The organism is uncultured Cetobacterium sp., assembly GCF_945952365.1.
Classification (GTDB): Bacteria; Fusobacteriota; Fusobacteriia; order Fusobacteriales; family Fusobacteriaceae; genus Cetobacterium_A.
The window spans coordinates 1-18,949 of the sequence record NZ_CAMFHX010000022.1 but is presented as its reverse complement, the minus strand read 5'-3'; the positions used below and the strand labels follow the sequence as shown (position 1 = coordinate 18,949).

Below are 18,949 nucleotides of genomic sequence, written 5' to 3'. Positions count from 1 at the left end.
ATGAAATTACTGAATATATTAAAATTTTCTGAGGAGTATTTGAAAAAATACTCCTTTTCAAAACCCAGATTAGAGAGTGAAAAAATTATATCTCATGTATTGAAGCTTGAAAGAATAACTTTATACGCTTATTTTGATATGGAGTTAAACTTAGAACAAAAAGAAAAGATAAAAGATTATTTAAAAGCTATGGCTAGAAATAGAGTTACTTTTGATGAACTTCCTAAAGAGGAGAAAGATAAAGTAGAAGAGAAAGATTTTTCAGTAGAAAATAAAGAACTTTTACAAAAAAGTATCCAGTATCTACAAAATAATGATGTTGTAGATGCTAAATTAGATGCAGAATATATTTTTGCTCATGTTCTTAATGTTAAAAGAACAGTTCTTTCTTTAAATTTAAGAAGAGAGATAACAGAAGAGGAAAAATCTGAAATAAAAGAGTTACTTCATAAAAGAGCAAAAGCTAAAAAACCACTTCAATATCTTTTAGGTGAATGGGAGTTTTATGGATTGCCATTTAAGGTTGATGAAAGAGTTTTAATACCTAGAGCTGATACAGAGATTTTAGTAGAGCAGTGTAAGTTTATTTTAAGTGAGCTTCAAAGCCCTAAAGTTTTAGATATCGGAACAGGAAGTGGAGCAATATCTGTAACAATAGCTAAAGAAGTACCTGATGCAGATGTATTAGGTGCAGATATAAGTACAGATGCTTTAGAAGTAGCAGTAGAAAATAGAAAATTAAATGGTGTGGAAAAAAATCTGAAGTTTATAAAATCAGATGTATTTTCAAATATAAAAGATACAGATTACGATATGATAATATCAAATCCTCCATATATTCCTAAAGAGGAGTATGAGGAGCTAATGCCTGAAGTTAAACTTCATGAACCGTTAGGAGCATTAACTGATAATGGAGATGGATACTATTTCTATAAGAAAATATCAGAAGAATCACCTAAATATCTAAAAGATGGAGGATATTTAGCTTTTGAAGTTGGATATAATCAAGCTTTTGAAGTGAGTGAATTCATGAGGAAAGCTGGATTTGAAATAGTTGGAATTATAAAAGATTATGCTGGAATAGATAGAGTTGTAATCGGAAGAAAGAGTGGTGAAGAGGGTGTCAACAAAGTTAGTTGATTATGATTATCATCTGCCAGATGAGCTGATTGGACAAAAGCCTAGAGAGCCTAGAGATCACTCAAAGTTGATGATAGTTGATAAAGAGAATCAAAAGATAGAACACAAACAATTTTTTAATATTATCGATTATTTAAAAGAGGGAGATGTTCTTGTAAGAAATTCAACAAAAGTTATACCTGCTAGACTTTTTGGTAAAAAAGAAACTGGTGGAGTGTTAGAAATACTTTTAATAAAAAGAGTTAGTTTAGATACTTGGGAGTGCTTATTAAAGCCAGCTAAAAAATTAAAAGTAGGTCAAAAACTTGAAATTGGAGATAATAAAGAGCTAGTTGCTGAACTCATCGAAATAAAAGATGACGGGAATAGAGTTTTAAAGTTTTACTATGAGGGTGCATTTGAAGAAGTTTTAGATAAACTTGGAAAGATGCCTTTACCTCCGTATATAGTTGAAGCTTTAGAGACAAAAGATAGATACCAAACTGTATATGCTATAAAAGGAGAATCAGTAGCTGCTCCAACAGCGGGACTACACTTTACAACTGAGCTTTTAGAAAAAATAAAAGCTAAAGGTGTAGAAATTTTAGATGTATTTTTAGAAGTTGGATTAGGAACATTTAGACCTGTTCAAACTGAGGATGTTTTAGATCACAAAATGCATGAAGAGATTTTTGAAATTCCTGAGTATACAGTAGAAAGAATAAAAAAGGCAAAAGAGGAAAATAGAAGAGTTATCGCAGTGGGAACAACTACTGTTAGAGCATTAGAATCATCTTTAGATGAGAGTGGAAACCTAGTTTCAAAAACAGGTTCTACAGATATATTTATATATCCAGGATATGAATTTAAAGTTTTAGATGCACTTATAACAAATTTCCACTTGCCAAAGTCGACACTGCTTATGCTAGTTTCGGCATTTTCAACAAGAGAGTTTATGTTAGATGTGTATAATGAAGCTGTAAAAGAAAACTATCATTTCTTTAGCTTCGGAGACGCAATGTTTATTGCTTAGTAAAAGTGAGGTAAGAATATGAGAATAATTGCTGGAGAAGCAAAAGGAAAAAGATTAGAGTGTAGAAAAGGTGTAGATACAAGACCTACACAAGATAGTATAAAGGAATCTCTTTTCTCAATAATTGCTCCGTATATAACGGACGCTAGATTTTTAGATTTATTTAGTGGAACGGGAAATATAGCTTTAGAAGCTTTGAGTAGAGGAGCTAAAAGAGCTGTAATGATTGAAAAAGATCAAGAAGCTTTAAAATATATAATAAAAAATATAAATAACTTAGGTTATGAAAATAAATCAAGAGCTTATAAAAATGAAACTTTAAGAGCTGTAGAGATTTTAGGAAGAAAAGGTGAGAAGTTTGATATAATCTTCATGGACCCTCCTTATAAGGATGAGGTATGTGAAAGAGTTATGAGAGCTATATCTAAGGCGAATTTATTAGCTGAGGATGGACTTATAATTTGTGAGCATCATATGTTTGAAGATATGCTTGATGAAGTTGGAGAATTCAGAAAAACAGATGAAAGAAAATATGGAAAAAAAGTTGTAACGTTCTATACAAGATAATTATAGGGGTGGATTCATGAAAAAGGATAGTTTTGAGTTTAATATTAATGAGATTGATATGATAATTGAAAAATTAGATAGTGGAGAGTTATCTTTAGATGAATCAATAAAAGAGTATGAAAAAGCTATGAAGCTATTAAAAAAATCTTCTGATCTTTTAAATAAAGCAGAGGGAAAAATAATAAAAGTAACATCTAATGGAAATGAGATAGAGTTAGAGGTGGAAGAAGATGCTTAAAAGCCATTTAAAGTCAAAGAGAGAGCTAATTGATTCGAAAATAGAGTTTTATTTGAATAAGTTAGAATACCCAAGTATTATTGCAGAGGGAATGAGATACTCTGTTTTAAATGGTGGAAAAAGATTGAGACCGATACTGCTGCTAATGGTATTAGAGCTCTATGGAAAAGATTTAAAGTTAGGAATTCCATCAGCTGTTGCCATAGAGTTGATACATTCATATTCTTTAGTTCATGATGATCTACCTGCTTTAGATAATGATGATTATAGAAGGGGTAAGCTTACAACTCATAAAAAATTTGGTGAAGCAGAGGCAATTCTGATAGGAGATGCTCTACTGACTCATTCGTTCTCAATTGTAGCGGATGAAACTGAAGAAGTATCGGCAGAAAAGCTTTTAAAAATTATAGGAATGATATCTAGATACGCCGGGATAAATGGAATGATTGGTGGCCAGATGGTAGATATTCAAAGTGAAAAAAAGAAAGTATCGCTAGAAACTTTAGAGTATATTCATACTAATAAAACTGGAAAGTTATTGAAGCTACCAGTAGAGATTGGAGCTATAATTTCTGATGCTACAAAAGAGGAGTATGAAGCTTTAGAAAAATACTCTGAATTAATAGGATTGGCTTTTCAAATAAAGGATGATATCTTAGATATTGAAGGTGACTTTGAAAAGATAGGAAAACCTGTTGGAAGTGATTTAGAGTTAGAGAAAACAACTTATCCAAGTATTTTTGGATTGGAAAAAAGTAAAGAGATTTTAAAAGAGGTAGTTCAAAACGCTAAAAAAGCATTGGAAGTTTTTGAAAAAGAGAAAATTACAATGTTTATAGAGTTAGCTGATTATATCGCTTTTAGAGAAAATTAAAGGGAGCTTTTAAAAGCTCCCTTTTCTATTATTTTTTAGTTTTAATTTGACTTTCTAGTTCAGCTTTTCTAGTGTTCTCTCCATTTAAAATGTAGATTAAATCACTTGCTAGATGAATTATATGATCTGATAATCTCTCAAACTTCTTATCAAGTAACATAAGTTCTGATCCTCCAACAACATTGTCAGGAGTTTCTCTCATTTTACCTAAGAAATAGTTAGTGTTTTCATCGATTAAATCATCAATCTCTTCATCTAGATATAAGATGTTATAAAGTAAACTTACATCTTCGTTTAAGAAAGCTTCAACATACATTCCGAAAAGTCCTCTAATTTTTTTAGCAATTGGTAAAACTCTTTCGCTCATAGCATAAGCTAAGTTTGGTGACTTTTTTTCAATATCTTTAATAAGAGTAAGGTTTGCTTTTAAAAGGTCACCCATTCTTTCTAAAACTCTAACACTGTTAATTATCATAACTAGTTTTCTAAGATTTTTAGCAGCAGGTTGGAATCTAGCCATAGTAATTATAGAATCCTCTTTTAATTTAACCTCAAAAGAGTTTATAAAATCCTCTATCATTTTAGCTTCTCCATAAAGAGTTGGATTGAAGCTGTTATTTTGAAGCATCTCTAAGTTTACATCAAAATTTCTTCCAACATATTTTAATGTTTCTAAATAGTGTTCATCTAGTGCTTTTAAAGATTCAATTAAAGTTCTCATAAAATCTCCTTTTTATCCGAATTTTCCTGTGATATAGTCTTCAGTCTTTTTAACTTTAGGTGTAGTAAAGATTGTAGAAGTTTCATCAAACTCTTCTAGAACACCTTGGTAGAAAAATCCTGTGTAATCTGATATTCTTGATGCTTGTTGCATATTGTGAGTAACGATAACGATACTGTAGTTTTTAGCTAACTCAACGATAAGCTCCTCTATCTTAGCTGTAGATATAGGATCTAGAGCTGAAGTAGGTTCATCCATAAGTAGGATTTCAGGATTGATAGAGATAGCTCTAGCTATACAAAGTCTTTGTTGTTGTCCTCCAGATAATCCAAGAGCTGATTGGTGAAGTTTATCTTTTACTTCATCCCAAAGAGCAACAGCTTTTAAAGATGATTCAACAATTTCATCTAATTTTTTCTTATCAGTTTCTCCGTGTAACTTAGGAGCATAAACTAAATTTTCATAGATTGTCTTAGGAAATGGATTTGGTTTTTGGAAAACCATTCCAACTTTTTTACGAAGTTCAACGATATCAAACTGCTTATCAAAAACATTTTGATCATCTAGAAGAATCTCACCTTCGTATTTAACTCCAGTTATTAAATCATTCATTCTATTTATTGATCTTAAGAAAGTTGACTTTCCACAACCAGATGGACCGATTAGTGCAGTAACTTTATTTTTTAATATATCCATATTTATGCCTTTTAAAGCTTTGAAATCACCGTAGTAAAAGTTAAAGTCTTTTACAGATATTCTAACATCTTGTTTCATTATATATACTCCTCCAAATTTATGAGATTATTATTTTTCAAATTTATTTCTAATGTACGCACCAATAAGGTTAAATCCAACAGTTATAAACACAAGGATAAATAGAGTTCCGTGCATATTGCTTTGTGGCATATTTGGAACTTGTGTAGAGATAACATAAAGGTGATACGGTAGTGCCATAACCTGATCAAAGATTGATTGAGGCAGGAATGGTAAGTAGAAAGCAGCAGCAGTAAATAGTATTGGTGCTGTTTCTCCAGCAGCTCTAGATATACTTAAGATAACTCCAGTTGAAATTCCCGGAAGTGCTGCAGGGATAACAATTTTTGAAACTGTTTCCCACTTTGTAGCTCCAAGAGCAAGAGATGCTTCTCTTAAACTATTGGGAACAGCTAGTAGTGATTCTCTTGTTGCAGTTATAATAACTGGTAAACACATAATACCAAGAGTTAATGATCCTGAAAGAATAGAAACTCCTAATTTGAAGTATATTACAAACAGTGACATTCCGAAAAGTCCATATATTATACTTGGAATTCCAGCTAGATTTATAATAGTAAGATTTATTATTCTTGTTAACATATTATCTTTAGCATATTCAACTAGATAAACTCCAGTGAATATTCCAAATGGAACTGAAACAGCTATAGTTCCTAGAGTTAGATAGATAGTTCCGACAATAGCTGGGAAAATTCCACCAGCTCTCATACCTCTTCTTGGAACTTCCGTTAAAAACTCCCAAGTGATAGCAGGAACACCTTTATAAACTATATAACCTAATATTAGAAATATTGGTACAACAGCTAGTAAAGCAACTGACTTAATTAAAAGTTCTATAAATGTACCGCTTTTTCCTTTTAAAATATTCATTTTTTACTCCTCCTATTTACCCATTAACTTTCTTGATTTACGGATATATTTATCAGCGATACTGTTTGTTAAGAAACTGATAGCGAATAAAACTAATCCGATTGCAAATAAAGCGTGATAATGTTTACTTCCTTGAACAACCTCTCCCATTTCAGCAGCTATAGTAGCAGTTAATGTTCTTACAGGAGAAAGTGGTGTTGTTGCCATTATTGGTGCATTTCCTGTAATCATAAGTACGGCCATTGTTTCACCGATAATTCTTCCGAATCCAAGCATTATACCAGCGAATATACCTGGGAAAGCTGCAGGTAAAAGAATTTTGAAAACAGTCTCAAGTTTATTTGCGCCAAGAGCTAAAGAAGCTTCTCTGTAAGATTTATCTAAAGCGTTTAATGCATCATCAGATAAACTTACAATAGTAGGGATCGCCATAAATGAAAGCATTATTCCACCAGTTAAAGCGTTTAATCCACTTGGTAAACCAAAAGTTGTTTTTACAAATCCAGAAAGAACATAAAGTCCTAAATATCCAAGAACAACTGACGGTAGAGCTGACATTGTTTCTATGATAATTTTTAATGTTTTTTTCGTTTTTTTGCTAGCAAACTCAGATAGATATATTGTTGTAGTTATTCCTATTGGAACAGAAATTCCTAATGCAACTACAGTTACCCAAAATGAACCGACTAATAATGGTAAAAGACCATATTTTCCAGAAAGAGAGATCCAATCAGTTCCGGTAAAGAATTTTGAAATTGGATATTCCTTAAAGAATGATAAACTATTTACTAAAATAAAGATAAAAATAAGTATAACAATTAGAATGTTAAAGATTCCAATAACTGAGTGAACACCGCTCATAATCGAGTCTTTAATCTTTCTTATACTATGCATGACAAACCTCCTAAGCCTATGTTAAAAAATTAAAAAAATTTTAAACTGTTTTTAAACAAAATTTAAACTCACTATGAATATAATATATCTTACTTGTTAAAATAGGATTAATAGCATGTAAAAAAACTGTAAAAAATATTTTACAGTTTTTTTACATTAAATTTAAACTAGATTAACATAGATGTTCTATACTACTCTTGAGAATAAAAAAAGGAAATGAAAAATTAAGATAAAATTCAGGAGGAGTTTAAAAGATGAAAATGAAAAAGTTTTTTCTAATGGGGTTAATGGCACTAATGGGAACAACAGCAATGGCATCAAAAGTTATTCAAGTAAAAGGTTCAGATACAATAGTTAACGTATCTCAATACATCGCAGAAGAGTACATGGGGAAAAACAAAGATGCGAGAATAGCTGTAACTGGTGGAGGATCAGGAGTAGGAATTTCATCTTTAATCAATGGAACTGCAGATATTGGAATGGCATCTAGAAATATAAAAGAAAAAGAGTTACAAACAGCAGCAGACAAAGGATTAAAATTAAAAGAGGTTGTTTTAGGATATGATGGAATAACAGTAATTGTAAATGAAAATAACAAACTAGATAATGTAAATCATTTAGATTTAGCAAAAATCTTTAGAGGAGAGATTACTAACTGGAAAGAGTTAGGAGGAGACGACGCAACAATCGTTGTTTTATCAAGAGATTCATCATCTGGTACTCATGAGTTCTTTAAAGAGCATATCATAAGAGAAGAGAATACTAAGAAAGATGCAGAGTATGGAAGAAATACTTTATACATGCCATCAAACGAAGCTATAAAGCAAGAAGCTAAAAATAATAAATATGCAATTGGATATATTGGAATGGGATACATGGATAAATCTGTAAAAAGTTTAAAAGTTGATTCGGTTGAACCAAATGTACAAAACGTAGCAGATAAAAAATACCCGATCGCTAGAGAGATCTACTGGTATGTTATAGATACAGATAATAAAGATGTAAATGGATTAGTTGATTTTGCATTATCAGCAGACGGACAAAGAGTAGTTTCAGACGAAGGATTCGTTCCAGCAAAATAGCATGATATAGGTGTCCTGATTAAAATGGGACGCCTTTTTTATATTTGTGATATAATAATAAAAAAGTAATGGGAGAGATGATATGAAGGTACTAGTAGTTGAAGATGATTTAGAAATACAAGCGTTAATAAATTACTATTTTACAAAAGAGGGGTATAAAGTAACTGTAGCTTCTGATGGTTTAGAGGGGTTAAAATATCTGAAAAAAGATAAACATGAATTAATCATCTTAGATTTGATGTTACCCAATTTAGATGGGATAAACTTCACAAAAATTGTTAAAGAGATGGAAGATGAGTATGGAACGCCATATATTATTATGTTAACAGCTAAAACAGAGGTAGAAGATGTTCTTAAAGGGTTAGAGATTGGAGCAGATGACTATATGAAGAAACCTTTCGATCCAAGAGAGTTATTGTTGAGAGGTAAGAAGCTTCTTAATCAACAAGAGAAAAATAAAAAAATAAGAAATAGATTCTTAGAGTTAGAGATAGATGAAGATAAACATTTAGTGACAAATAGCGGAGTAGAGGTAGAGCTTTCTAAAAAAGAGTATGATTTACTATTACTTCTAGTGAAGAATAAAGGGATAGTTGTAAGTAGAGAGAAAATATTAGACAAGGTTTGGGGAAGTAATTACTATTCGGGTGATAGAACAGTTGATGTTTATATATCTAAGTTAAGAGAAAAAATACCATTTTTAACTGAGTGCATAAAAACAGTAAAAGGAGTTGGATACAGATTAGAAGAAAAGAGATAATTGCTCTTTTTTTTATAGTGATGATTGAGATAATATTTGTTATTACAAATATCTCTTTTTTATCAGCGCTATATAAAGATGGAGCAAAGAATGGATTGAAAGAAAATGTTTTTATTATATCAAATTTAATAAGAGAGTATGAAAAAGAGGATTACCAACAAATTTTTGAAAACTCTGATATGAGATTTAATATAATAGCTTTAGATGGTAAAGTTATTTATGATTCGAGAAAATATAACGAAGAAGAAAAGTTAGAAAATCATGGTAACAGAAAAGAAGTTTTAGAGGTTAGAGATACTGGAACAGGATTTGATATTAGAAAGAGTAGTATTTCAGACGAAACAATGGCATATTATGCAGTGAAAAGAGTTAATAGAGAGGGCGAAAGGGTAGTTGTAAGAGTTTCTAAAAACTATGGTGAGACACTGAGAATGTTGAGGTTAATTTTATTAGCAGAACTACTATTCTTTACATTTTTAAATTTTATAATCCACGCTTTTTATAAAAATTATTTGAAAAGAGATTTGTATAGAAAAATTGAAGTCATTGAAGACTTTTTAAAAGAGAAAGGTAATGGAGAAAACTTATATTTTGAAAAAGATCCATGGATATTAAATCTTTGGGATGTTGTACAAAAGTGGCAAAAGCAAAATTTAGAAAATATAATCAATTTGAATAGAGAGAAAAGAATTCTTCATCAAATTATAACATCTATTGATTCTTCAATTTGTTTATTTGATGAAAAACTAGGATTGATAATAAAAAATAGTAAATTTAATTATCTTTATGAAAAAGATAAAACTAACTATTTGAATTTAATAAAAGATTTAGAGATTATTGATGTGATGAAAAAAGCTATAAATGAGAAACAAAATCAAAAGTCGGAAGTTTATATTTTAAGATTAAAAAGATATTTTAGTGTGAATGTAAAATATTTAGATCAGGATCAAAGGTATCTTTTATCAGTTAAAGATATAACTGCAACTAAAGGAATGATTGAAGTTCAGAAGACTTTTATAAGTAATGTAAGTCACGAATTGAAGACTCCGTTAACAAATATAAAAGGATATGTTATAGCTTTAGAGGATGCTCCAGATCCTTTAAAAATTCAGTTTATAAAAACGATAAAAAATAATATTGATAAATTGGAAAATATAATCATAGATTTTTTAAATATAAGTAAAATTGAAAGTTCAAATATAGTTAATATAGAAAAAGTTCCTGTGAGTAGAGTTAAGACAGAACTTCAAGCGGTTTTAAACGAGAGAATAAAAAGTAGTGATGCAACTATCTCTTATAATTTAAATCTTTTAAATAAAGAGAATGAGTTGAAAATAGATTTTGAAAAAGTATTGACTATATTAAAAAATTTAGTAGAAAATGCAATTATCTATAGAGGAAATAAAGTTCCAGAGATAGAGATATCTATAATAGAAACAAAAAGTAGATATAAAATTGGTGTGAAAGATAACGGAGTTGGAGTAGGTCCAGAGGAGATTGAAAAGATATTCGAAAGATTCTATAGAGTGGATAAAGCTAGAACGAGTAATAAAGCTGGAACTGGATTGGGGCTTTCGATTGTAAAAGAGTTAGTCGAGAGATGCGGTGGTAAAATAGATGTGATTTCTAAAGAGGGGAAAGGTACTATTTTTATTTTTACGATCCTTAAATAGGAATTTACAAATCTAAATTGATATGCTATAGTAAATTAGAACAAAACAACCAAAAAAAGGGGGATAAAATGGCTAAGTTAAGAAGTGTAGTAGTAGCACATGCAGCACAAATGAGTCAACAAATAGGAGGAGCTGTAGATATTTTTGGCTCTTTTGATAATATAATTCAACCGTTATTTCCTCATCCAATGATGAGATTATCAATTGTTTTAACTTTTGAAGAGATAACAAAACCTACAGTATTTGAAGTAAGATTAAATGGTCCTGACGATGATTTAATCTCTAGAGGAGAGTTAACTCCAATGGTTGATCCTTTAGGTGTAGGAAAAAAGATTGTAGATATCGATAAGTTTTTAGTAAAAACTAGAGGAAGATATACAATAGATGTTTTTGAAAAAGAGGGAGAGGAGTTAAAGTTTGTAAAAACAGAAACTTTATTCATTGCTGAATATCCACCTCAAAGAAGATTCTCAGAAGAGCAAGTAGAAGAGATTGCAAAAAATGATGAATTAATAAGAAGTGTAAAAACAGAGTTCAAACCATTTGGATTTGAAAACCCTATAAAATTACAGCATAATTTATTAAAGGATGCTCCAATAGAAGATGGATTCTTAGCGATTCCTGAAACTGATAAATTAGAGATAGAGGGTCAAGAGATTGACTTAACTGGAGTTAGAAGACAAATAGAGTGGATGTTTGGAAATCCTATTCCGAAAGAAGAGGAAACTGCAACTGAAACTAATGACTCTGAAGAAAAATAGTGAACTAGAGCTGCTTTTAAAGCAGCTTTTTTTTATTTTTTCAAAAAAGTATTTGACATCAAATGAAAAATATGATACTATTTCTATGTACGGAAGGTTACCCTAACTGGTAAGGAACCGGTCTTGAAAACCGGCGTCGCAAGACTTCAGAGTTCGAGTCTCTGACCTTCCGCCATAAAGGATGGTGAAGTGGCAGAGTGGCCTAATGCACTCCCCTGCTAAGGGAGAGTACGGTTAATCCCGTACCGTGAGTTCAAATCTCACCTTCACCGCCATTATAAAGATAACTGAAGGTAGAATAACTACCTTTTTTTTATAACTAAAATGTGCATCCGTGGCTCAATTGGATAGAGCACCTGACTACGGATCAGGGGGTTAGGGGTTCGATTCCTCTCGGGTGCGCCATAAATAATAAAATTAAAAGACAGCAAAAGCTGTCTTTTTTGTTTTCCTACTATATTATATATCTATTTTCTATAAGCGTTTCCAGCTAATCCAACAGCAATTTTAGCAGCAGTAAGCTTTTCTCTAGCAATAGCTCTAGCTTTAGTTGCTCCTTTAGCTAAAACTTCTTCAACATACTCCATATTGTTAGCTAACTCTTCTCTTTTTTCTCTTGCGTCTTTAAAGTAATCAAGAATGGCATTTAAAAGTTCAGTTTTAGCGTGTCCATAACCGTAGTTTCCAGCAACAAATTTCGCTTTCATCTCTTCAACAGCTTCTTTAGTAGCAAATAATTCATAAAGTTTTACAATATTGTTATCAGGGTTCTTAGGCTCCTCTAAAGGAGTAGAATCGGTTACGATACTCATAACTTGCTTTTTTAACTCTTTTTTAGAGGCGAACATGTTAATTGTATTTCCGTAAGATTTACTCATTTTTTGACCGTCAGTTCCAGGAATAACAGCTAAACTTTCTAAAATTTGAGGTTCAGGAAGTTTAAATAGTTCAACTTCATATTGTTGATTGAACTTGATAGCAATATCTCTAGCCATCTCTAAATGCTGCTTTTGATCTTTACCGACAGGAACAACATCAGCATCGTATAATAAGATATCAGAAGCCATAAGGACAGGATAAGTTAAAAGTCCTGTGTTAGGTGTAAATCCTTTTGCAACTTTATCTTTATATGAGTGACCTCTTTCTAAAAGTCCAACAGGAGTTATATTAGATAGTAACCACATCAATTCAACATGCTCAGGAACATCTGATTGTAAGAAAATTGTTGATTTTTCTGGATCAAGTCCTAAAGCTAAATAGTCTAAAACTATATTGTATGAGTTTTCTCTTAAAGATTTAGGATCAGTAAGTGATGTTAATGAGTGGTAGTCAGCTATAAAGTAAAATCCTTCGTAGTTGTTTTGGTTTTCTATAAATTGTTTCATGGCACCGAAATAGTTACCTAAGTGTAAAATTCCACTTGGTTGGATACCAGATATACTTCTTTTCATAAGCACTCCTTTTAATTTTAATATATTTTACATTTAAGTTTACATTATTTTTATAAAATTATCAATAAGAGCAGGAAAAATCTTGTTAAAGTTAGAAAAATTAAATATAATTAGAAAAAAGATGGTGAGGTGAATTATGGAAAAAAATATAATTAGTTTTAGAGAGATGATTAAAGAGAAGAAAATGATTGATTCGATGTTAGCCCTGCTTCAGTGGGATTTGGAGACACAAACACCAAAGGGTGGTTATAAATTACTCTCTGAAATGATAGGAGAATTGAGTTTAAGAAGTTATAATTTAACTACATCAGAAAAATTTTTGAAAATGATTGAGGTATTGAAGGAGAAAGAAAACGAATTAGATGAGATAACGAAAAAAGAGATAGAGCAGCTTGAGGAAGAGATTTTGAAAATAAAGGTTATTCCAGCGGATGAGTATAAAGCTTATTCTGAGCTGACAGCAAAAGCTCAAGGGATTTGGGAAGTAGCTCGTGAGAAAAATGATTTTGAGAGTTTTGCACCTGTTTTAGAGGAGATTTTTAATTTTAATAAAAAATTTATTCAGTATCGAAAAGTAGAAGGTGATATTTATTCTACTATTTTAAATGATTATGAAAAAGGGATGAATGTAGAGAAGTTAGATTTGTTTTTTGCAGAGTTGAAAAAAGAGATTGTTCCTTTACTAAAAGAGATTAAAAGTAGAGATAGAAAATTTTCAGAAAAACTTAATTTTAAAGTTGATAAAAGAGAGCAAAAGAGATTCTCAGAAGAGATACTAAAATATATAGGGTTTGATTTAGAAAGAGGAGTTTTATCGGAGAGTGCTCATCCATTTACTTTAACAGTTGATAAAAGTGATGTAAGACTGACAACAAGATATTTTGAAGAGTTACCATTTTCAAGTGTATATAGTACAATTCACGAAGGTGGACATGGGATATATGAGCAAAATATTGGAGACGAGATAAAAGATACTTTATTAGCAGATGGAGCTTCTATGGGAATTCATGAATCGCAGTCTAGATTTTATGAAAATGTAATTGGAAGAAGTAGAGAGTTTTGGTATGGATTTTTAAATAAAAGTAAGTGTAAATATGAAGCGTTAGAAAATTTAACTTTAGATGAGATATATAAAGGTATAAATGAAGTTTCACCTTCATTTATAAGAGTTGAAGCGGATGAGTTAACATATTCATTACATATAATGATAAGATATGAGATTGAAAAAGGGATTTTGTCAGGAGAGTATTTGATTAAAGATTTACCTGAAATCTGGAATGGAAAAATGAAGGAGTATTTAGGAGTTGTTCCTGAAAAAGATTCAGAAGGGGTTTTACAAGATGTTCATTGGTCTTGTGGTCTTATAGGGTATTTTCCATCATATGCATTAGGGAATGTATACTCAATTCAGATTTTGAGAGCTATGAAAAAAGAGATTAATATAGAGGGAGCTTTAGAACGAGGAGAGTTAAAGGATATAAAAAAGTGGTTGATAGAAAAAATTCATAAGTTTGGAAAGTTGAAATCACCAAAAGAACTGATGGTTCTAATAACTGGAGAGGAGTTAAATCCAGATTATTATATAGAGTATTTAAAAGAAAAATATAGAGAAATTTATGACTAGGAGGGAGATTTTAAAATGAATTATTTTGTAGGGGTAGATATCGGAGGAACAAACAGTAAAATAGGGTTATTAAATGACCAAGGTGACATTTTGAAAAGTACGAGTATAAAGACAGATTCGATAGAGGGTGTTGATTATACACTTAACAAAATATGGGAAACTGTTTTAGAGATGGCTGAAGAGTTAGATATAAGTAGAGATTTGATAAAAGGAATTGGAATGGGAATCCCTGGGCCAGTTATAGATCAAAAGAAAGTAGCGTTTTTTGCTAACTTCCCTTGGGAAAAAAATATAAATATAAGTGAAAAAATGGAAGAGATTTCAGGTGTAAAAACAAGACTTGATAACGATGTAAATGTAATAGCTCTTGGTGAAACTCTTTATGGTGCAGGGAAAGGGTATTCTAAAAGTGTAACGATAGCTCTTGGAACTGGAGTTGGCGGAGGAATATTTGTAGATGGAAAGCTGATTTCAGGTGCAACAGGTGCTGGTGGAGAGATAGGACATATGAAGTTAGAAAAAGAGGGTAAGCTTTGTGGATGTGGTCAAAAAGGGTGCTTTGAAACATACGCTTCAGCAACAGGAGTGATAAGAGAAACATTATCTAGATTACAAATAAATAAAACTAATGGAGTTTATAAAGCTATAGATGGTGATTTAAATAAATTAGAAGCTAAGCACGTATTTGATGAAGCTAAAAAAGGTGACGAGTTTGCTTTGAGTATTGTCGATTATGTAGCAGAATACTTGTCTATGGGAATTGGAAATGTTTTAAATATCATCAATCCAGATGTAATAATTTTATCTGGTGGAGTAGCTTTAGCAGGAGATATATTGTTGGATAAAGTTAAAGAAAAGCTACCTAACTACGCTCTTGCAATAACAATTGAAAACTTGAAAATTAGATTGGGAGAGTTAGGAAATGATGCTGGAATAAAAGGGGCATCGGCTTTAACAATTTAGTAAAATAAATTAAGTTAAGTATTTGTTGACAAAGCTTTATTAAAAGGTTAAAATACTCCTTGCGAAAAAAAATTAATTAAGGAGCTAAAAAAAGAAAATGAATCAAAACAATCATGTAAAAATTGAAGTAGCAGACCCTTCAGCATTAGGACTATTAGGTCTTGCAATTGTTACGTTAGTAGCATCAGCAAATAAGTTTGGAATTGTAAGTGGAGTATCTATGGTAATTCCTTGGGCAATATTCTTAGGAGCTTTTGTTCAATTAATCGCTTGTTTAAACGATATTAAACACGGAAATGTATTCGGAACTACAGCATTCGGAGGATATGCATTCTTCTGGTTTGGTATGGCAATGAGTTGGATGATACAACTTGGAGTATTTGGAGAGGCTATGAAAGCTGCAGCAGACCCTAAGGCTTTTGGATTTGTATTTTTAGGATATTTAATCTTCTCATTATACATGACACTTGGATCAGTTGAAACAAACAAAACTTTATTAATAATATTTGTATTAATCGATTTCCTATTCATAGGATTAGCTGGATCAGCATTTGGAATTGCTCCTCATGCAATGCACACTTTAGCATCAGTAGCTGAGTTACTAATCGCTTTAATGTCATTCTACGGATCGGCTGCAAACGTATTAAATAAAACTTTTGGAAGAGAGTTTTTACCTCTAGGAAAACCTTTAGGAATCTTCAAAAAGTAATTGACAAAATAAGAAAAAGTGGATATAATAGATAGGTATAATAAATCCTTTCCCACAAAGGAACGCCGTTCGTTATATTAAAAAAATATAACTATTTTCGAGGAGGAAAAAAAACGTGAAAAAATACACAGCAATGCAAAGAAAAGAAGACGTTGTTAGAGAATTCGTTCAATACGACGCAGAAGGTAAAATTTTAGGAAGATTAGCTGCTGAAATAGCTAAGAAATTAATGGGTAAAGATAAAGTTTCTTACACTCCACATATTGATGGAGGAGACTTCGTAATCGTTACAAACATCGAGAAGATCGCTGTAACTGGAAAGAAATTAACAGATAAAGTATACTACAGTCACTCAGGATTCCCTGGTGGATTAAAAGAAAGAAGATTAGAAGAGATTCTTGCTAAGAATCCTAAAGAAGCTTTAATGCTAGCTGTTAAGAGAATGCTTCCAAAGAACAGATTAGGAAGAGAGCAATTAACAAGACTAAGAATATTTGTTGGAGCTGAGCACGCTCATACTGCACAAAAACCAGTAAAGGTAGAATTTTAATTTAGGAGGGATTGACAGTGGCAGAAATGATTCAATATAGAGGAACTGGAAGAAGAAAAACTTCAGTAGCAAGAGTAAGACTTATCCCTGGTGGAAAAGGAATCGAAATAAACGGAAAAACTATGGCAGATTACTTCGGTGGAAGAGAGTTACTTTCTAAAATCGTTGAGCAACCATTAAACTTAACTGAAACTTTAGACAAGTTCGAAGTTAAAGTAAACGTAATCGGTGGAGGAAACGCTGGACAAGCAGGAGCTATCAGACACGGATTATCAAGAGCTTTAGTTGAAGCTGATGAGACTTTAAGAGGAGCTTTAAAAGCAGCTGGATTCTTAACAAGAGACTCAAGAATGGTAGAAAGAAAGAAATACGGAAAGAGAAAAGCAAGAAGATCTCCACAATTCTCAAAGAGATAATTGTTTTTATTCAAGAAGTTTTGCAGATACATTTATGTATCTGCTTTTTTTTATTTGTAAATACTCTAAAAGTTAATTAATTTTTTTAATAAAGTGAAGGTGTAAAATATTAATTACAAAAAAATATTTTGATAGATATAGATATATATAATAGAATTTTAAAATAAAAAATATATATGTAAAAAAAGCGATGACTAAATATTCAGTGATGTTATACTTTACAAAATTACAAAAAAGTTTAGTTGGATTAAAAAAATGATAAAAAATCATTAAAAAAAGCGAAAAAATGTAGACGTAAAAAAGTTGTAAAAAGTTTGAAAAAAATAAAAAAATGTTTACAAATGAATTAAAATATTGTATAAACTACATAACGGGAGAAATTCAAAACGGGGATTTCTAAAAAAAATAAAATTAACTGGAGGGAATTTATATGAAAAAGTTAGCACTTTTATTAGGTTCTTTATTAGTAGTTGGAGCAACTGCATCTGCGAAAGAGGCTGTAGTAGCGCCGGTAGAAGTATCAAAAGAGGTTGTAGTAGTAGCTGAGCCTGTAGCAGAGGTAGTAGTTGTAGAGGAGACTCCTTTACTAAAGGTAACTAAGTTTGGAATGTATACAGAGATTGATAACAATGCAGGAAGTACAGATGGTGACATCGGTTTAACTTATTTAGGAACTAAATTAGGATTAGCTTCTGGATCAGGGGATTGGACATACGGAGTTCATGCATATAGAGCTTGGACTTTAGATTCTGATGAGGGAGTTATAGATGGAGCGAACGATAGAAGATTTGAGTTAGATGCGTGGAGAAACTTCAACAGAACATCTGATTTCAAATACTCATTAGGAGCAAGAGCTAGATTTGCAGGTTCTTATGACAGATATTATGCAAGAGCTAAGTATTCTTATGGATTCGTATCAGGATGGGTTGATTTAATGCACCAATCAGCAAACGATTCAAGTGATAAAAATGACAATCATAGAGTAGAGGTAATGCCTTTAAACTTAACATTTGGGCCATTAACATTAGGATATAACTTCCAAGGTGTAAGAGAAACTGGAGATGTAGTAGAAAACGGTAATAGAGTAGAGTCTGCTGAGCATCAATTAAGAGCTTACTTCCCATTATATTCTGTTGGAAAATTCTCGTCAGATGCTGAAATAAGATTAGGATTAAAGAAAGATTCTACAGCAGCAGATAAAGCGGCTAAAACTGAAGAAGATTATGATTTCGGAGATTTACAAAGATATGGAATTAATACAAACTATCAATATTCAGATAATTTAAGTTTTAATGTAAGTTACTTATATGAAATTGTAAAGTATTCAACTGATAAAAGAGATAAATACTACGGAGAGTTTGTAGCTGGTTGGGATTATAAATTCTAATAAAATTTAAAGAGTTATAACTTTTTTTTAGAAAGTTTTTATAAGTTTTAAAGATAGATATGAGGATGGAAGTTTTTCCATCCTCTTTTGTTATAAAAGTAAAAAAGTTGTGGCGAAAAATATGGAATGCTCTTATAAAGAATAAAATTTAGATAAGTTGCTTTAAAAAAATTATAAAGAATAGTCGTTCTAAAAAATATAGTTAAAATTAATAGATATTATAATTTTGATATTTTTTAAATTAGTAGAAGGTGGGGCAAAAATAGGTATATTTATAATAGTATTGTAAAAGAAAAAATGAATTACATGATAATTTAAATTTTTGTTTATAAAAAATAAAAAAAATAAAAAAAGTGTTGACGAAGTTTCAAATTTATGGTACTATATTTCTTGTGAGCGGGAAACACCGCAAACAACGAATAAGTGATAAGGACATTAGCAACCGAATAGAGAAAATAGTCAGAAGTTATGAAAATAACAGAA

Annotated in this window: 20 protein-coding genes and 3 tRNA genes; 18 read left to right on the top strand and 5 right to left on the bottom strand. The window is 31.0% G+C overall.

What is annotated here, in order from left to right:
- From prmC to Q0O83_RS08475, 5 genes are read left to right on the top strand one after another with little or no spacing between them, the layout of a single operon-like run.
- Complete coding sequence (gene prmC, locus Q0O83_RS08495; RefSeq protein WP_294096183.1) at positions 1-1,140, top strand: peptide chain release factor N(5)-glutamine methyltransferase; 1,140 nt, start codon at positions 1-3, stop codon at positions 1,138-1,140.
- A complete protein-coding gene (gene queA, locus Q0O83_RS08490) occupies positions 1,121-2,152 on the top strand; it encodes a tRNA preQ1(34) S-adenosylmethionine ribosyltransferase-isomerase QueA (protein ID WP_294096182.1) in 1,032 nt (343 codons plus the stop codon). Before prmC ends, queA begins: the two co-directional genes overlap by 20 nt.
- An 18-nt stretch (positions 2,153-2,170) precedes the next feature.
- Positions 2,171-2,719: a 16S rRNA (guanine(966)-N(2))-methyltransferase RsmD gene (gene rsmD, locus Q0O83_RS08485; protein WP_294096180.1), complete on the top strand. Its 549-nt coding sequence runs from the start codon at positions 2,171-2,173 to the stop codon at positions 2,717-2,719.
- A gap of 16 nt (positions 2,720-2,735) precedes the next feature.
- Positions 2,736-2,957: an exodeoxyribonuclease VII small subunit gene (gene xseB, locus Q0O83_RS08480; RefSeq protein ID WP_294096178.1), complete on the top strand. Its 222-nt coding sequence runs from the start codon at positions 2,736-2,738 to the stop codon at positions 2,955-2,957.
- Positions 2,950-3,831, top strand: coding sequence for a polyprenyl synthetase family protein (locus Q0O83_RS08475; protein ID WP_294096176.1), 882 nt, complete (start codon positions 2,950-2,952; stop codon positions 3,829-3,831). Before xseB ends, Q0O83_RS08475 begins: the two co-directional genes overlap by 8 nt.
- Before the next feature lie 28 nt (positions 3,832-3,859).
- Here the strand turns inward: Q0O83_RS08475 and Q0O83_RS08470 are convergent, their stop codons facing one another.
- The 4 genes from Q0O83_RS08470 to pstC are packed head-to-tail and all read right to left on the bottom strand — an operon-like array spanning position 3,860 to position 7,090.
- Positions 3,860-4,552, bottom strand: a complete 693-nt coding sequence (locus Q0O83_RS08470; RefSeq protein WP_294096174.1) for a phosphate uptake regulator PhoU — start codon at positions 4,550-4,552, stop codon at positions 3,860-3,862.
- A 12-nt stretch (positions 4,553-4,564) separates the two neighbouring features.
- Positions 4,565-5,326 carry a phosphate ABC transporter ATP-binding protein PstB gene (gene pstB, locus Q0O83_RS08465; RefSeq protein ID WP_294096172.1) on the bottom strand — a complete coding sequence of 254 codons (762 nt, stop codon included), beginning with the start codon at positions 5,324-5,326 and terminating at the stop codon, positions 4,565-4,567.
- 30 nt (positions 5,327-5,356) lie between these two features.
- A complete protein-coding gene (gene pstA / locus Q0O83_RS08460) occupies positions 5,357-6,196 on the bottom strand; it encodes a phosphate ABC transporter permease PstA (RefSeq protein ID WP_294096170.1) in 840 nt (279 codons plus the stop codon).
- 12 nt (positions 6,197-6,208) lie between these two features.
- The gene (gene pstC, locus Q0O83_RS08455; protein ID WP_294096169.1) at positions 6,209-7,090 is read right to left on the bottom strand and encodes a phosphate ABC transporter permease subunit PstC; all 882 of its coding nucleotides are present in this window, start codon (positions 7,088-7,090) and stop codon (positions 6,209-6,211) included.
- Between the two features lie 254 nt (positions 7,091-7,344).
- Here pstC and Q0O83_RS08450 point away from each other — a divergent pair, with 254 nt between their 5' ends.
- The 7 genes from Q0O83_RS08450 to Q0O83_RS08420 all read left to right on the top strand — a co-directional run bounded on the left by Q0O83_RS08450 (position 7,345) and on the right by Q0O83_RS08420 (position 11,771).
- A complete protein-coding gene (locus tag Q0O83_RS08450) occupies positions 7,345-8,172 on the top strand; it encodes a phosphate ABC transporter substrate-binding protein (protein WP_294096167.1) in 828 nt (275 codons plus the stop codon).
- Positions 8,173-8,254: 82 nt separating this feature from the next.
- The gene (locus Q0O83_RS08445; protein WP_294096165.1) at positions 8,255-8,932 is read left to right on the top strand and encodes a response regulator transcription factor; all 678 of its coding nucleotides are present in this window, start codon (positions 8,255-8,257) and stop codon (positions 8,930-8,932) included.
- A gap of 20 nt (positions 8,933-8,952) precedes the next feature.
- On the top strand, positions 8,953-10,605 hold the full coding sequence (locus Q0O83_RS08440) for an ATP-binding protein (protein WP_294096163.1): 1,653 nt from the start codon (positions 8,953-8,955) through the stop codon (positions 10,603-10,605).
- Between the two features lie 68 nt (positions 10,606-10,673).
- Positions 10,674-11,366, top strand: a complete 693-nt coding sequence (locus Q0O83_RS08435) for a hypothetical protein (protein WP_294096162.1) — start codon at positions 10,674-10,676, stop codon at positions 11,364-11,366.
- A 91-nt stretch (positions 11,367-11,457) separates the two neighbouring features.
- Positions 11,458-11,541: transfer RNA gene (locus Q0O83_RS08430), tRNA-Ser, on the top strand.
- A gap of 8 nt (positions 11,542-11,549) precedes the next feature.
- Positions 11,550-11,641, top strand: a tRNA-Ser gene (locus Q0O83_RS08425).
- A 53-nt stretch (positions 11,642-11,694) separates the two neighbouring features.
- Positions 11,695-11,771: transfer RNA gene (locus tag Q0O83_RS08420), tRNA-Arg, on the top strand.
- A 62-nt stretch (positions 11,772-11,833) separates the two neighbouring features.
- Here Q0O83_RS08420 and trpS read toward each other — a convergent pair.
- Positions 11,834-12,817, bottom strand: coding sequence for a tryptophan--tRNA ligase (trpS, locus tag Q0O83_RS08415; protein WP_294096161.1), 984 nt, complete (start codon positions 12,815-12,817; stop codon positions 11,834-11,836).
- 136 nt (positions 12,818-12,953) lie between these two features.
- On the opposite strand from trpS, the gene Q0O83_RS08410 reads away from it, so the two are divergent.
- From Q0O83_RS08410 to Q0O83_RS08385, 6 genes are all read left to right on the top strand, one after another.
- A complete protein-coding gene (locus Q0O83_RS08410) occupies positions 12,954-14,441 on the top strand; it encodes a carboxypeptidase M32 (protein WP_294096160.1) in 1,488 nt (495 codons plus the stop codon).
- A gap of 15 nt (positions 14,442-14,456) precedes the next feature.
- On the top strand, positions 14,457-15,404 hold the full coding sequence (locus Q0O83_RS08405) for an ROK family protein (protein ID WP_294096159.1): 948 nt from the start codon (positions 14,457-14,459) through the stop codon (positions 15,402-15,404).
- A 97-nt stretch (positions 15,405-15,501) separates the two neighbouring features.
- The gene (locus Q0O83_RS08400; RefSeq protein WP_294096158.1) at positions 15,502-16,113 is read left to right on the top strand and encodes an acetate uptake transporter; all 612 of its coding nucleotides are present in this window, start codon (positions 15,502-15,504) and stop codon (positions 16,111-16,113) included.
- 115 nt (positions 16,114-16,228) lie between these two features.
- Positions 16,229-16,663: a 50S ribosomal protein L13 gene (rplM, locus tag Q0O83_RS08395; RefSeq protein ID WP_047380412.1), complete on the top strand. Its 435-nt coding sequence runs from the start codon at positions 16,229-16,231 to the stop codon at positions 16,661-16,663.
- A gap of 26 nt (positions 16,664-16,689) precedes the next feature.
- Complete coding sequence (gene rpsI / locus Q0O83_RS08390) at positions 16,690-17,079, top strand: 30S ribosomal protein S9 (RefSeq protein ID WP_294096218.1); 390 nt, start codon at positions 16,690-16,692, stop codon at positions 17,077-17,079.
- Between the two features lie 430 nt (positions 17,080-17,509).
- The gene (locus Q0O83_RS08385; RefSeq protein ID WP_294096157.1) at positions 17,510-18,466 is read left to right on the top strand and encodes a hypothetical protein; all 957 of its coding nucleotides are present in this window, start codon (positions 17,510-17,512) and stop codon (positions 18,464-18,466) included.
- The last annotated feature ends 483 nt before the right edge of the window (positions 18,467-18,949 follow it).